Origin of the sequence: Peribacillus sp. NPDC096447, assembly GCF_044762725.1 — a bacterium.
GTDB lineage: Bacteria > Bacillota > Bacilli > Bacillales > DSM-1321 > Peribacillus.
The window spans coordinates 58165-71591 of sequence record NZ_JBIWEV010000006.1 but is presented as its reverse complement, the minus strand read 5'-3'; the positions used below and the strand labels follow the sequence as shown (position 1 = coordinate 71591).

Below are 13427 nucleotides of genomic sequence, written 5' to 3'. Positions count from 1 at the left end.
AATTCTACTTCCCTATTTTCCCCATCGTTATCATATATAAAAATTTGAAAATTCGATCCTCGTTACCCTTTTCGATAATTGAAAAATTTTGTCTTTCATCCACATTATACAATATCCAATTTCCATCTTCAAAGTAACAACCTGTTGAAATTGGTACATTAGTTTTTCTTCCAATAACGATATTACGTTCTTGTAAATCTATTCCTAACTCTTTTATCTTATTTTCATATTCATTTCGTGTCAGTTTACCAACCTCCTTTATTTAAGTAATATCCCTGATACTCTCCAGGGCTTTCACGTTAATTGGAGTATTATTTCAATTCATTAAAAAACCTCGAATGGCTTTGGCCACTCAAGGTTTTATTTTATTCTAGCAACATTCGGTTTCCTGTGTCATTTTCTATAACTAATCCAGATCTCTACTTGTCCACTTTTCTTATCCTCAAATGAAGTGACTTCTCCCCAAGTTCTATTATAAATTAATGAGTCTCCTTTTTTAATATCTGGTTTTCCTAATATCTCTTCTACCCATTTATCATGTATCTCTTTCTTTTTTTTAGCTTTATAATTAGACCAATTATTGTAAGTATTTTTCAAATTTTCATCAGCATTGTCGAGTTCAATACGAGAAACTTTACCATTCTGAAAGTTAACTACAATCCAAAAATAAATTCCATCTAACATAATTGCGTCCTTAAAAACAAACATATTATTCGATATATCGCTTGATAGTAGTTCATTTTGAAATTTTATACAAAAATCCTGTTTATTTGTATTGCCATTAAGTATGGTTCCTTTCACTAAAATATCACCTTTTAATCCATTCAAATTAAAAACCTCATTTTCATTTAATAGAATTCATTATTTTACTATATTCTTCAAAGGAGATTTCAGAATTATTTAAAATAATTTCTTCGTTTTTTAATCTCCTTATATAGTTATTGTGCAATAATTCATTGAAGTCGGCCATGAAAATTTGCTCCATACCACCTTTTCCAAATTGAGGATTATTTTTAGCTATACCATTGCCCCCTATAATATCAACATTTAGTACATAAGCTCCCATTTTGTTTCTATAAATCGCCGTTTGCATTCCCTTTTCCCAATATGGTTTAACCTGTAGTCCTTCAAATATGGTTTTTGAATTTTTATCAGCGTTTAAGATAGCTTCTTTTGTAGTAAAATATCCTGTTGGGTAGGGCTCTCCAGCATAAAAAATATCCCCTTTTTTATACAGTTTATCTACATAATCATCAACACCAACATACGGATATGAGCCCTGCCAATTTTGAGCAACTTTTGAGGGACTATAATCTTTTACCATTCTCCTTAATTTTGGAGTGTTAATTTCTTTATGTAATTCTGCTGATGTCATCTTTCCAAATTTATTGTGTAAATATTCTAATCTATCTGCATATTTTCCTCTTTGCAGTCTTTATAGCCCCAGTTCCCTTACCACCATTACTCTTCACCGCGAACTTCTGGACGATATCCTTAATCGTCGTATTATTGAAAGTGACATGCTTGTAACTGTTTCCATACGCAGTAGCTAATTCATCGACCCTAATACGGAGTGGCACTTTCACTTTACCAATTTCCCTGCCGAAGGCTTTTGCGTACTGAACCTGCTTTTGCGCAAATTCTTTGCTGTAAGGGACGAACTTTGTACCACCCGCTACTTTATCAGCGACCTTAGCAGCACCTGCCACACCGCCGATGCCAAGTGCCATCAACAGCCCGTTCTGGCGCTGTTCCTCGGTTAGCTGGTTGCCGAACATGTCTTTGCCTGTGACTGCTTCACCGAGGCCGTTGGCTGCGAGGAGCCCGTATATCCCGTATTCGGTTTTCTGGAGGAGGCTATAATCCTTCAGTCACTATAATAAAAGGACCTTAACAACTTATGTTAAGGTCCTTTTACTCCATCTAATTCGTTTTTAGTAACCATTCTCGCGTCATAGTTATCATTCCAAATAAAATAATCAGATAGTCCCACTTTAGGTTCATTTGTATCACGATCGATTAATTCTTATTTTTTAATTTGAATACACTTAGACCTTCTGCATCACTACGAAAGATTTCTTGATTGTTTCATATTTGTTTAATCTAACGAAAACGGTTTTCGCTCTTCTATTATTTCAACTTCATCTAAATTAACATTTTTAGAATAAAGATATTTATCAGTACGTTCAAATCCATACTTTTCGGCCAGTTTTAAATGAGGAGTTGATAGAAGAACTTTTCCATTCTCGCCATTAGAAGCTCCAAACAACTCTCCTTTATATTTTGCAAAAGAATGAATTAAGTATAGCTTTTCTACTTCATTTAAGGAAATAACTTTTGTATAAATATTATCTTTATAATGGATAAATCCATAATTAATGTCTTCCTTATTATTGCTTATTAATTCTATAAAGCCTTTGCTTTCAGATTCTATGAATCTATACTCTCTCCCATTATAGATCGTATACTCACCTTTTCTTATCATTTCTCCACTCCATTATTTAATTTCCCATCACCCAATTCAAACTGCTTGCTTCCCGTTTAACATAGCATATACTGGATTCTGGACATAAAAAACCCCTATAAAAGTCTTTTATAGGGGTTTTTTTATATTTAATATGGGTGATTTACATCAATCTCCATACTTTTCTTTAATGGCTTTATCTGCACAAAAACTATGGAATTGGTTGATTAATTCATCAATATCTTCTTTTCTGATGATTTTCTCAAGCCATTCTTTAGGAATTTCGTCCATTTTATAGTACATACCTGCCATTGTCCCTGTAATGGCACCTACTGTATCCGTATCACCCCCTAGATTCACTGCTTTTAAAACGGCATCGCTAAACGAATTTGAATTTCCTAAGCACCAAATGGCTGCTTCCAACGTATGAACGACATAACCATCTGACTGAATTTCTTCTTGTGGTAATGAAAAGAAATCTTCCTCAAAAATTCTTGAATAGGATTGCAGCTCTTTTTGGTATATATGATCTTTATCAAAATTCTCATCAAAAAGTTCTTTTATTTCCCTTTTTGAAACTTCAGGAGAATTATTATAATAAAGTCTAAGTAAAAACTCGACATAAATAATGGAACCTACCACAGAACGCGGATGTGCATGTGTAACTTCCGTATATTTTTTAATGGTTTGGATTTTTTCAATGAAATTAAAGTTATTAAAAAGGATAAATGCCACGGGCGCGATCCTCATCAACGCCCCATTCCCATTATCAAACATGGCGTTTCCGCCACATTCTGGTGCCGGGGTTCCATTTCTAAACTTGATTATGGCTTCACTGGTCGTTCTGCCAATATCGAACATGTCATGATGCGGGGTCCAATAGCCAGATTCCATATACTGAACGAATTTTTGCATGAGCTCCGCTGAATCGCCTTTTTCAATTAAGTTTTCAATTAAACATAAAGTTAATGAAGTATCATCCGACCAAGTGCCTGGCGGCTGATTATAGGTACCATATCCCGTTATATCATTAATAGTGAAGGTCCCTCTTTTTTTAAATTCAACTGGAACACCAAGCAAGTCTCCAACAATACCGCCATACAGACTTGGTAACATTCTTTTTTTTAGATTATATCTCAAAAAACTTTTACTATCGTCTTCCCATCTGTCTACCATTCTTCTGCTTGTCATTCATTACACCTACTTTTTTTAAAAGTACTATTTTGTCACCTTCAGTACTCCTTGCTTAATTAATTGTGCTTCTATACTAACACTATACTATAACCACTATTTTTCCATTTAATCACAAAGGAAAATCATAAAGTATTTCAAATTAATTGCTTATATTTCACATACAAAAATTTATACTGTCAATGTCATTAAAAAACCTTGAAAGGCATAAAGCCAATCAAGGTCTAAGTTAAGGCATAAAGTTAACTCTAGTTAATTTTGTAACAACTATTTTTATAATAATTCTTTATTTAATTTTTCAGCTTTATGTAATTCTCCTAATAACGGATTTTGATAGTCATTAAAACTATCCATATAAGCCCTTAACCCACCAATAATATTTAATTCTCTTATATCTTCATTATTTTCCATTACATCCAATGCGTCCTTATATCTTATATATATAAGTTGTAACACGCCCCTTGTAATTTCATTATAATAATCATTTTCAAGATTATTTATCACAACTTTTATTTGATCGATTAACTGCTTTTTCTTATCCATTTCATCTTCCTATCTACTCGCCTATAAAGGAGACCTTTAACAAAACAGTGCCAAAGCTCATTAGGGGGATAGTACAATAAATATAATCGCGTTTGAAATGAAGAAATTAATCTAATGAATAAGGTTTCCTCTCCTCGATTATCTCCACTTCATCCCATTTTACAGATTTAGAGTACATATATTTATCTGCCCGTTCAAAACCCATCCTTTTAGCAAGTTTAGTGTTTGTTGTAGCCAACAATACATTTCCAGTTCTTCTTTCTTCAGATGCTGGAAACACCTCTCCCTTATATACTGCATAGGGATTAATAGAATAGAATTCTTTAACTTCTTTTACACCTACTATTTTCGTGTAAATATTTTTTTTATAATAAGTAAAACCATTGTCCATTTCATTTTTATCATTACTAATTAATTCAATAGCTTCCACTAAATCAGATTCTATGAATCTATACTCTTTCCCATTATAGATCGTATACTCACCTTCTCTTAGCATTTTCCCACTCACTCCATTATTTAGTTTCCCATCACCCAATTCAAACTGCTTGCTTTCCGTTTAACATCGCATAAACTGGACTCTGGACATAAAAAAACTCCTATAAAGGAATTTTATAGGAGTTTTTTTGTTTATATTGGGGATTTACATCAAGCCCCATACTTTTCTTTAATGGCTTTATCTGCACAAAAACTATGGAATTGGTTGATTAATTCATCAATATCTTCTTTTCTGATGATTTTCTCAAGCCACTCTTTAGGGATTTCGTCCATTTTATAGTACATACCTGCCATTGTCCCTGTAATGGCACCTACTGTATCCGTATCATCCCCTAGATTCACTGCTTTTAAAACGGCATCGCTAAACGAATTTGAATTTCCTAAGCACCAAATGGCTGCTTCCAACGTATGAACGACATAACCATCTGACTGAATTTCTTCTTGTGGTAATGAAAAGAAATCTTCCTCAAAAATCCTTGAATAGGATTGTAGCTCTTTTTGGTATATATGATCTTTATCGAAATTCTCATCAAAAAGTTTTTTTGTTTGTCTTATTGCATCTTCAGGAGAATTATTATAATAAAGTCTAAGTAAAAACTCGACATAAATAATGGAACCTACCACAGAACGCGGATGTGCATGTGTTACTTCCGTATACTTTTTAATGGTTTGGATTTTTTCAATGAAATTAAAGTTATTAATAAGGATAAATGCTACTGGAGCGATCCTCATCAACGCCCCATTTCCATTATCGAACATGGCATTTCCGCCACATTCTGGCGCTGGGGCTCCATTTTTAAACTTGATTATGGCTTCACTGGTCGTTCTGCCAATATCGAACATTTCATGATGTGGGGTCCAATAACCAGATTCCATATACTGAACGAATTTTTGCATGAGCTCCGCTGAATCGCTTTTTTCAATTAAGTTTTCAATTAAACATAAAGTTAACGAAGTATCATCCGACCAGGTGCCTGGCGGCTGATTATAGGTTCCATATCCCGATATATCATTAATAGTGAAAGTCCCTCTTTTTTTAAATTCAACAGGAACACCCAACATGTCTCCGATAATACCGCCATACATACTCGGTAATAATCTTTTCTTAATGGCTAAACTCATAAAAATCTTGTTATCGTCTTCCCATCTGTCTACCATTCTTCTGCCTGTCATTCTTTACACCTACTTTTTATTTAAGTCTAATACAAGATGCAGCTTACCATACGCATCCTCATTGGCTTCTTTGATAAGTAATTCTTGACCAGCATTTAAAAGTAACTCGGCCTCATCAGGAAATTCACTAATTTTCCCAACATAAGCAGCGTTCGCTCCTTTTGGAACATTTATAGTCCAAGAAACCTGTTTATAATCAAATGATGACTCTTTTACAATCGCAGTACTCACAAATGCTTCATCCTTAAAAGTCTTTCCTATTAATGAACCCAAATCTATATTACCATGGTCGTCTATTTTTAAAATACTTTCTAATGGCGTGAGGTCAGTTCCTCTAAAGACCTGCATATCATGTGGAACTGCTGCTTTATTCAGGCCACTTTTAATATCATCAATAACCTGCTTATCTATTCCATATAAAGAATTTTCAATTCCTCTCAAATATTTATTAATATATTGGTAATCATTTCCTGTGTATTGTTTGATAGCTACCTTTTCTCTTTCGGTCAAGGAATCTAACCACTTAGAGTAGTACGCTTCTCCCCATTCATGAGCTTCGGGTATATTACTAATTGTAGGCGTTGCTTCACTAGCCCCACCTCTAACACTAAATTTCTGTACGAGCTCCTTCACTTTTACTGAATCGGTTTCAAGTCCAACCATATTATGCCCAGCAGGTTGAAGGGATTGTCTGAGAACAGGCATTTTGATTTCACCAATAGCCCGGCCAGCCGCTTTCCCATGAGATACGGCAATTTCCTTAAAGTTTTTTGTTTCATTGGCAATGAAGCGGCCGGTTGTTTTAGCAACCTGCCCGGTGGCTTTGCCCACCTTTATCACATTTTCATATGTGGCTTTGCCCATACCGCTGATGATGGCTTGAACCTTCTGAACCTGCCTTTGCGCAAATTCCTTACTGTAAGGGACGAACTTTGTACCACTCGCTACTTTATCAGCGACCTTAGCCGCACCTGCCACACCGCCGATTCCAAGTGCCATCAACAGGCCGTTCTGGCGCTGTTCCTCGGTTAGCTGGTTGCCGAACATGTCTTTGCCGGTGACGGCTTCGCCGAGGCCATTGGCTGCGAGGAGTCCGTATATTCCGTATTCGGTTTTCTGGAGGAGGCTAAAGCCTTTTGTCGTTTTATAGGCATCGAGCGCGTGGTCCGCTGCGTTGAGTCCTTTGGCCGTTTTGTATATGGCGCTACCGCCTTTGATGGCGCGGCCGGCCCAGCCGACGACGGGGATGAATCCAGCGGCGGCCATGGCGCCGGCGGCGATTCGTTCGGCATCGGACAGCTTGCGGCCGGTTACTGGATCGACTCCGGTTGAGGCCCTGATTGAATCATAATATCCCGTGAATTCCCCTGTAAAGGTTTTTGTCGTATCCCAGGCTTTTTCATACCATGGGCGGTTTTCGAGTTCTTCCATTTCCTGTTCGATTTTCCGGGCTTCTGCTTGTTCCTTTTTGAAGGTCTGATAGTCTTTCATCTGACTGGCGACTTCATCCTTCACTTGATAGACGTCACTGTTCTTGAATGCCGATTGGTTGAACGTCATCGGCGAAATGCTGCCGTCCTGTTTGGTAGCATCAAGCAAGGCGCGGAAGAGGCCAACGGCCACGTTTTCCTGCCCGACGGACACATCATATTCCTCGACCAATTGCCGGTCGACATTCTCGACCTTTGTCACGGTATCATCCAGCCTCTGCCCGGCCAGCGTGATTTTTTCATTAAAGTCTTTTTGGTCGAACATATCAAGAGGCAGGATATCGTCAATGCTGTCGAGGATCCTTTGGAGATCGTTCGCTTGTTCATCGACAAGCGACTTCGCTTGGTTGATTCCGTTTGAGACTTCGCCATCTAAAAAGGGAACCTCGACCACCGTATTTCCGGAGAGATCCGCCTCTTCCAGACTGGCTGGAATGCCTTCCAAAAAACTGATCTGGGTCGTGAATAGTTCCATCCAGGCGTCCGCCACCTCGATTTGCGCTTCATAGAAGCTTTTGATGGCGGCGGCACCGGCTCCTTGAAACTCGTTATCCAGGCCGACGATGCCCTGAAATTCTTTCTTCAGGGCTGTGACTTCCTTCTTTAGTTCTTCATATTGCTTGGCGCGCGACTTGGTTGCGGCCGTCAATGTCTCGGCTTCATATATTTTCATCGCTGATACCCATGTGAAGACGTATGGGTGATGGCTTCATCCTGTTCTTTTAATAAGTCAATGTTGGCACGGGTATCTTCCACATTTTTCTGGACGATTTTGATATATTGCTCGAAGACCTTCTCCAGGTTCGTTTCGCGGTCGATCCATTTCGAGGTGAATTCCAATTTATTGCTGCCCAGCTCGCCTGCCGGCAAATTTCCAAGCGTGACTGTACCAAGTGCCGTCTTCACCTGATCGACTTGCTTCATTACGGCAGGATGATTCAGTTTGATTGTCGTCATTAAAACAACCACCCTTTTAAATATGATATTTTGCTTTCCAATTGATCTATGACGGCTTCTCCTTTGCCTAAAAGAACATCCGCTTCATGTGCTATCGTACCTGCTGCACTAAGAGCCTTTTTCTCTATATTAAGCATCATGATTTTACCGTCGATTTTCTCTTGATAGTCGTCATAATCATCATGAATGATTGTTGACATTGCCTTATATGCATCACTGCGGGCATCTTGAAAGTCTTCTGCACGGTTTCCCGTCCAGCTTTTTGCCAAATCCGGATTTTTAATTTTAGCAATTTCCCCCAGACAAGCATTCTGTTCTTCTTTGATTTTTCTTTTTGCCTGCTCCAAACGATTGATTTTTTCATTAACATCGGACATTTTGCTGGAGAGGGCTGAGTGAATTTCACTCAATGAATTTGCATACACTTAAAAAATCACCTCAAACATACTATTCTCATTATGTAGACTGTAATATTTTTCATAATTTTCATTATAAGGATTATAGTCTTAGAGTTAAATAGGGATAAATAAGCTATTTATGCTAGTTATTTAGGAAATCCTTCCCATAGGCATCAATTCCGGATTAGACTTATTACCCCTCATTTTCCATTTTTAAACATAAAAAGAGAGTGCAGGCTGCACCCTCTGAATATTTACTGCATTATTTGAATTCCTTTTCGTCAAATAAATGCGGAACTTTCACCTTTTTCCCTTTTTTATGATTGAGATCAGGTTTTTTAGCTTCGATTTTAGCTTGGTCATATACAGCGGTGCCGACAATTTCAGCAACATCCTGAAGCTTTTCTTTTGAGATTTTATCAATGGTATCATCAGGAGTATGATACCAAGGCTCTGATGGACTGTGGATGAATAAAGCAGCGGGAATCCCAGCCTCAGCAAAGGATACATGATCACTTCTCCCGCCTTGTCCATATGGAGTCGGCTCACCATTCAGTCTTGTACTTGATACTTGGGCAAGCTCGGTTACAAGGTTCATTTCTCCATCATTAGTCAAAATGACCAAATCTCCGGCATCCCTGCTACCCACCATATCGAGATTGAAGTTGGCAATGGTCCGCTTGATATCATCATCAGGGAGATTGCTCACATAATGCTGTGAACCCAGCAACCCATTTTCCTCTGCCCCAAAGGTGACGAAGCGAATTTCGGTATCTGTAGGAAGATTCTTCAGAACACGGGCAAGTTCAAGCGTGACGGATGTTCCTGATGCATCATCATTCGCTCCGGGTGCACCTGCGACGGAATCATGATGGCCAGTAATATAAATGATATCGTTCTTTGTTGCTTTATTGTTCTTTGTTGCTTTTTTCGTTGCCACTACATTATAAGAGGTTTTTTCTCCGGAATAAGCTCCTTCAATTTTTAATGATGCTGTCAATTTAACTCCAGCATTCAGTTTTTCCAGAAGGGCTTCTCCATCCTTTTTGGTGATCGTGACGGATGGAATATACTTGTCATTAGCCCCTCCGAGTGTCCCATTTAATTCCCCATCAGCATTATTGAACAGGATGACACCCGCTGCCCCTTTTTCTGCTGCATTCAATACTTTCTCTGCAAAAGTGAGGCTGCCTCTTTGTATAAGGGCAATCTTCCCTGCAACATCGGTTTCCTCAAGCTCTTCTTTCGTTCCTAAACCCGCATATACCACTTCACCGGATAGGTCCCCATTAACTGAATAGGTTAAATGGTTCGCTTGGATTTCCCCATCAAATCCTGCAACGGACAGCTCGACCAGATTTGGGTCTGTATAAGATAAAAAATTGAACTCTTCGATATCGGCTTTATAGCCATAAGATTGGAATAGCTTTTTGATGAATTGGACGGCTTTATACTCAGAATCGGTACCGGCCACCCGAGGTGTTTGTGAGAGGTATTCAATATTCTTGTAGATTTTATCGGCATCGATTCTTTTAATGACTTGCTTGTCCGTGGATGGTGCAGATAGCACCGGCGATGAATTTGGCGCTGCTAAAGCGGTGGTTGTCCCAGCTGTTCCGAGTGTCAATGCTGCGATCAAGGTTACTGATAGGAATTGTTTTTTCATAGATTGCCTCCCAGTTTAATAGATTTCTCCATAATTTTACAATATATAGATAATACTAACTAGGTAGGTTCATCCCTATTCATGCATGTCTAAAGTACCGAATTTACAAATCTAAGAAATTAACAGGAGATTTGACCCGTGCCGAAAGTTATCTATCATTCGATATTTTGTCATATTATATAAAAATACCTGTAATCCAAACAGGATTTTCGCTCTTTTTCGGGAAAATAATACAGAAGAGATAGAATTTCTACAGGGAGAAGGCGCAAAGATGTCGATAACTAAATTCGTGATGCCGGAAGTGATTTTTGGAAAAGGTTCGATTGAACAAGCTGGCGAGGCCTGCTTGCGGCTAGGTGCCAAAAAGGCTCTGATAGTAAGCGACTCCGGGGTAGCCAATGCTGGCTGGTTAGATAAAGTCATTAAATCCTGCCAAGATGCAGGCCTTGCTTTTGCTACCTTCATTGAAATGACGACCAATCCGAAGGACAGGGAGATCGAGGCCGGCTGTTTGGCATTTAAAGAACAAGAATGTGATGCCATCATCGGGTTGGGTGGAGGCAGTGCTTTGGATGTCGCCAAAGGGGTTGCCCTTTTAGTAACGAATGGCGGCATCATCAGTGATTATGAAGGGGTCGATAAAGTCCACTCTCCCCTCCCGCCCATGGTGATGATCATGACCACTGCAGGATCGGGTTCGGAAGTATCCCAGTTTTCGGTGATCGTCGATTCATTCCGCGAGAAAAAAATGACGATCATTTCAAAATCACTCGTCCCTGATATTGCAATAGTCGACCCTGGTACCCTAACCACCTTGGGACCGGATTTGACAGCAGCTACGGGAATGGATGTTTTAACCCACGCCATTGAATCCTATGTTTCAATCGCTGCGACACCTTTGACAGATGTACAAGCTAAAAACGCGCTTTCCATCGTTTCCCGCCACTTACGCCCCTCTGTTGCATCCAGGCATAATGAGGAAGCAAAAAAAGCGATGGCGATGGCGAGCCTGCAGGCTGGACTGGCCTTTTCCAATGCCATTTTGGGAGCTGCCCATGCCATTTCACATGCCCTAGGCGGCAAGTACCTCCTTCCGCATGGTGAAATCAATGCGATACTCCTTCCCCATGTCATGGATTTCAATCGAATTGCCTCACCAAGGCGATTCAGCGAGATTGCCGACATCATGGGCATCGATACACGGGCATTGACCGAGCAGCAAGCAGGAATGGCAGCCATTAGCTTCGTAAGGGAATTATCACAGGATATAGGGGCTCCCAAAAGTTTAAGTGAGGTCGGCATTACGCAAGAAATGATAGATTCCATAGGGATGACCGCTCTTGAGGATGCCTGCATGATCACAAATCCTCGTGATATGTCAATAGAACAGATTAATCAGCTGCTTCTTACAGCCCTTTAAGAGGTGAAAAGCATGAACAAACTTGAAATGATAGATTTAATGACAGGTGTGAAATCTGCAAAGAAAACGTATTACACGGAACTTAAGAAAACCGTTGATCAGCTGAAGAAGAAGAATATGCAGCTTGAAATCATGAATGACATCACAAAAAATATGGATATGGACATCGACATCCAAGAGATTCTCCGAAATGTTATTGCAAAACTTAAGCAGCTCATTACCTTCGATGACAGTCATTTTGTCATATTGTATGAGAAAGAACCTGCCCTGCTTCACATCTGCCCTAATGGTCACTGCGAACTTGAAATGGATACCAAAAACTTGTTACACCCTTTTCAGGATTTCTCGTCTGCCTTGAAGGATAAACAGCCGATTCAGGTGGAAGTTAAACGGTTACAGGACTTTCCGGAAAAGGAACGTCTATTATCCCTTGAAATCGAATCACTTCTATTAGTCCCTTTATACGGAAAAAGTAAAAAAATCGGAATCTGGACTTTCGGCAGGAAGAAAAAGAAAACATGGCTTGAAGATGAACTCGAATTTCTTGAGCAACTATCCAACCAGCTTGCATTAACTTTGGAGAATGCCCAGCTTTATAAGGAAGTTCTTCATTCCAAACAGGAATGGGAGGATACATTCAAGGCAGTTGAAGACATGATCATCGTCTTTGATCACAAAGGAACGGTCTATCAATCCAATGATTCAGCCAGGGACTTTTCCGACCTGCTTGCTTTAATTGAAAAATCCCAATCTCTGATTCAAGATACCTTTACGTGTAATAAGCCAGGGTTTCAGGAAATTCTCCTTCAGCATGATACCATCTTGGAAATGCATGCCTACCCGATTCAGAATAAGGAGCATCAAGTATATGGGGTCATTGCTTATTATAAAAACGTCACCGAAAGAAGACAGATGGAAGTCCAGCTATTACATGCCGGTAAACTTGGGGCGATTGGTGAAATGGCAGCAGGGATTGCCCATGAATTGAATAGCCCATTAACGGCCATTCTTGGTAACTCGCAAATTTTATTACGGAAAACCCCAAAGGACAATCTGGATTATATGTTATTGGACGATATCAAGATTTGCGGAGACCGATGCAGGCAAATAGTGAAAAGCCTGCTTACCTTTTCAAGGCAGGATGAGTATAGATTCCACTATTACTCTATTAATGAAGCCATTCACCAGGTCCTGAACCTATTGAAGTTCCAACTTGGGAAGAAGCAGATCTCCCTCCATCTTACCCTTCAGGAAGACCTTCCTTTCATAAAGGGCAGCCAGCCGCAGATAGAACAGATCATCATCAACTTGCTATTGAATGCCAAGGACGCATTGGATGAGTCCGCCCAAACGGAAAAATCGATTGCGATCACTACCTATACAGAAAACAAGTTCATGGTGGTTCAGGTGACTGATAACGGAACGGGGATTGAAAAAGAACGCCTGCCCTTCATATTCCATCCCTTTCATACGACTAAAGACCGTGAAAAAGGTACAGGTTTGGGGCTGTCTGTAAGCCTTGGTATCGCCAAAGACCATGGCGGAATGATCGACGTTTTGAGCACACCAGGACAAGGAAGCACTTTTTTCCTGAGGCTTCCCTTACAAGGAGAGGAAAGGGGATGATAAA

General features: G+C 39.4%; 14 protein-coding genes. 2 read left to right on the top strand and 12 right to left on the bottom strand.

Features of this window, described 5'->3' with window-relative positions:
• Positions 1-393: 393 nt before the first annotated feature.
• The 12 genes from ACIQZD_RS20010 to ACIQZD_RS19955 form a co-directional block, all read right to left on the bottom strand.
• Positions 394-828 (bottom strand): hypothetical protein, encoded by a 435-nt coding sequence (locus ACIQZD_RS20010; protein WP_402905770.1) that lies wholly within the window; start codon positions 826-828, stop codon positions 394-396.
• Positions 829-844: 16 nt separating this feature from the next.
• Positions 845-1375 carry a hypothetical protein gene (locus ACIQZD_RS20005; protein WP_402905768.1) on the bottom strand — a complete coding sequence of 177 codons (531 nt, stop codon included), beginning with the start codon at positions 1373-1375 and terminating at the stop codon, positions 845-847.
• Between the two features lie 31 nt (positions 1376-1406).
• Positions 1407-1778, bottom strand: coding sequence for a hypothetical protein (locus ACIQZD_RS20000; RefSeq protein WP_402905766.1), 372 nt, complete (start codon positions 1776-1778; stop codon positions 1407-1409).
• Positions 1779-2098: 320 nt separating this feature from the next.
• Positions 2099-2485, bottom strand: coding sequence for a type 2 periplasmic-binding domain-containing protein (locus ACIQZD_RS19995; protein ID WP_402905764.1), 387 nt, complete (start codon positions 2483-2485; stop codon positions 2099-2101).
• 147 nt (positions 2486-2632) lie between these two features.
• A complete protein-coding gene (locus ACIQZD_RS19990; protein WP_402905762.1) occupies positions 2633-3655 on the bottom strand; it encodes an ADP-ribosylglycohydrolase family protein in 1023 nt (340 codons plus the stop codon).
• A 273-nt stretch (positions 3656-3928) separates the two neighbouring features.
• Positions 3929-4198 (bottom strand): hypothetical protein, encoded by a 270-nt coding sequence (locus tag ACIQZD_RS19985; protein WP_402905760.1) that lies wholly within the window; start codon positions 4196-4198, stop codon positions 3929-3931.
• 106 nt (positions 4199-4304) lie between these two features.
• Complete coding sequence (locus ACIQZD_RS19980; protein WP_402905758.1) at positions 4305-4733, bottom strand: hypothetical protein; 429 nt, start codon at positions 4731-4733, stop codon at positions 4305-4307.
• Between the two features lie 110 nt (positions 4734-4843).
• Positions 4844-5866: an ADP-ribosylglycohydrolase family protein gene (locus ACIQZD_RS19975; RefSeq protein WP_402905756.1), complete on the bottom strand. Its 1023-nt coding sequence runs from the start codon at positions 5864-5866 to the stop codon at positions 4844-4846.
• Positions 5867-5875: 9 nt separating this feature from the next.
• Positions 5876-8029 carry an ADP-ribosyltransferase gene (locus tag ACIQZD_RS19970; protein ID WP_402905754.1) on the bottom strand — a complete coding sequence of 718 codons (2154 nt, stop codon included), beginning with the start codon at positions 8027-8029 and terminating at the stop codon, positions 5876-5878.
• A complete protein-coding gene (locus ACIQZD_RS19965; protein ID WP_402905752.1) occupies positions 8026-8313 on the bottom strand; it encodes a YwqI/YxiC family protein in 288 nt (95 codons plus the stop codon). Before ACIQZD_RS19965 ends, ACIQZD_RS19970 begins: the two co-directional genes overlap by 4 nt.
• The gene (locus tag ACIQZD_RS19960; protein ID WP_230160192.1) at positions 8313-8738 is read right to left on the bottom strand and encodes a YwqH-like family protein; all 426 of its coding nucleotides are present in this window, start codon (positions 8736-8738) and stop codon (positions 8313-8315) included. The genes ACIQZD_RS19965 and ACIQZD_RS19960 overlap by 1 nt, the downstream gene beginning before the upstream one ends.
• 235 nt (positions 8739-8973) lie before the next feature.
• Positions 8974-10377, bottom strand: coding sequence for a M28 family peptidase (locus ACIQZD_RS19955; RefSeq protein WP_402905749.1), 1404 nt, complete (start codon positions 10375-10377; stop codon positions 8974-8976).
• A gap of 271 nt (positions 10378-10648) precedes the next feature.
• On the opposite strand from ACIQZD_RS19955, the gene ACIQZD_RS19950 reads away from it, so the two are divergent.
• The gene (locus tag ACIQZD_RS19950) at positions 10649-11797 is read left to right on the top strand and encodes an iron-containing alcohol dehydrogenase (RefSeq protein ID WP_402905747.1); all 1149 of its coding nucleotides are present in this window, start codon (positions 10649-10651) and stop codon (positions 11795-11797) included.
• Positions 11798-11809: 12 nt separating this feature from the next.
• Positions 11810-13423 carry a sensor histidine kinase gene (locus ACIQZD_RS19945; protein ID WP_402905745.1) on the top strand — a complete coding sequence of 538 codons (1614 nt, stop codon included), beginning with the start codon at positions 11810-11812 and terminating at the stop codon, positions 13421-13423.
• Positions 13424-13427 lie beyond the last annotated feature (4 nt).

What these genes read in the sequence shown, in the direction of transcription:
- ACIQZD_RS19975 (WP_402905756.1), bottom strand. Translation starts at nt 5,866, where the DNA reads ATGACAGGCAGAAGAATGGTAGACAGATGGGAAGACGATAACAAGATT.
- ACIQZD_RS19945 (WP_402905745.1), top strand. Translation starts at nt 11,810, where the DNA reads ATGAACAAACTTGAAATGATAGATTTAATGACAGGTGTGAAATCTGCA.
- ACIQZD_RS19955 (WP_402905749.1), bottom strand. Translation starts at nt 10,377, where the DNA reads ATGAAAAAACAATTCCTATCAGTAACCTTGATCGCAGCATTGACACTC.
- ACIQZD_RS19995 (WP_402905764.1), bottom strand. Translation starts at nt 2,485, where the DNA reads ATGATAAGAAAAGGTGAGTATACGATCTATAATGGGAGAGAGTATAGA.
- ACIQZD_RS19990 (WP_402905762.1), bottom strand. Translation starts at nt 3,655, where the DNA reads ATGACAAGCAGAAGAATGGTAGACAGATGGGAAGACGATAGTAAAAGT.
- ACIQZD_RS19985 (WP_402905760.1), bottom strand. Translation starts at nt 4,198, where the DNA reads ATGGATAAGAAAAAGCAGTTAATCGATCAAATAAAAGTTGTGATAAAT.
- ACIQZD_RS19965 (WP_402905752.1), bottom strand. Translation starts at nt 8,313, where the DNA reads ATGACGACAATCAAACTGAATCATCCTGCCGTAATGAAGCAAGTCGAT.
- ACIQZD_RS19950 (WP_402905747.1), top strand. Translation starts at nt 10,649, where the DNA reads ATGTCGATAACTAAATTCGTGATGCCGGAAGTGATTTTTGGAAAAGGT.
- ACIQZD_RS20000 (WP_402905766.1), bottom strand. Translation starts at nt 1,778, where the DNA reads ATGTTCGGCAACCAGCTAACCGAGGAACAGCGCCAGAACGGGCTGTTG.
- ACIQZD_RS19970 (WP_402905754.1), bottom strand. Translation starts at nt 8,029, where the DNA reads ATGAAAATATATGAAGCCGAGACATTGACGGCCGCAACCAAGTCGCGC.
- ACIQZD_RS20005 (WP_402905768.1), bottom strand. Translation starts at nt 1,375, where the DNA reads ATGACATCAGCAGAATTACATAAAGAAATTAACACTCCAAAATTAAGG.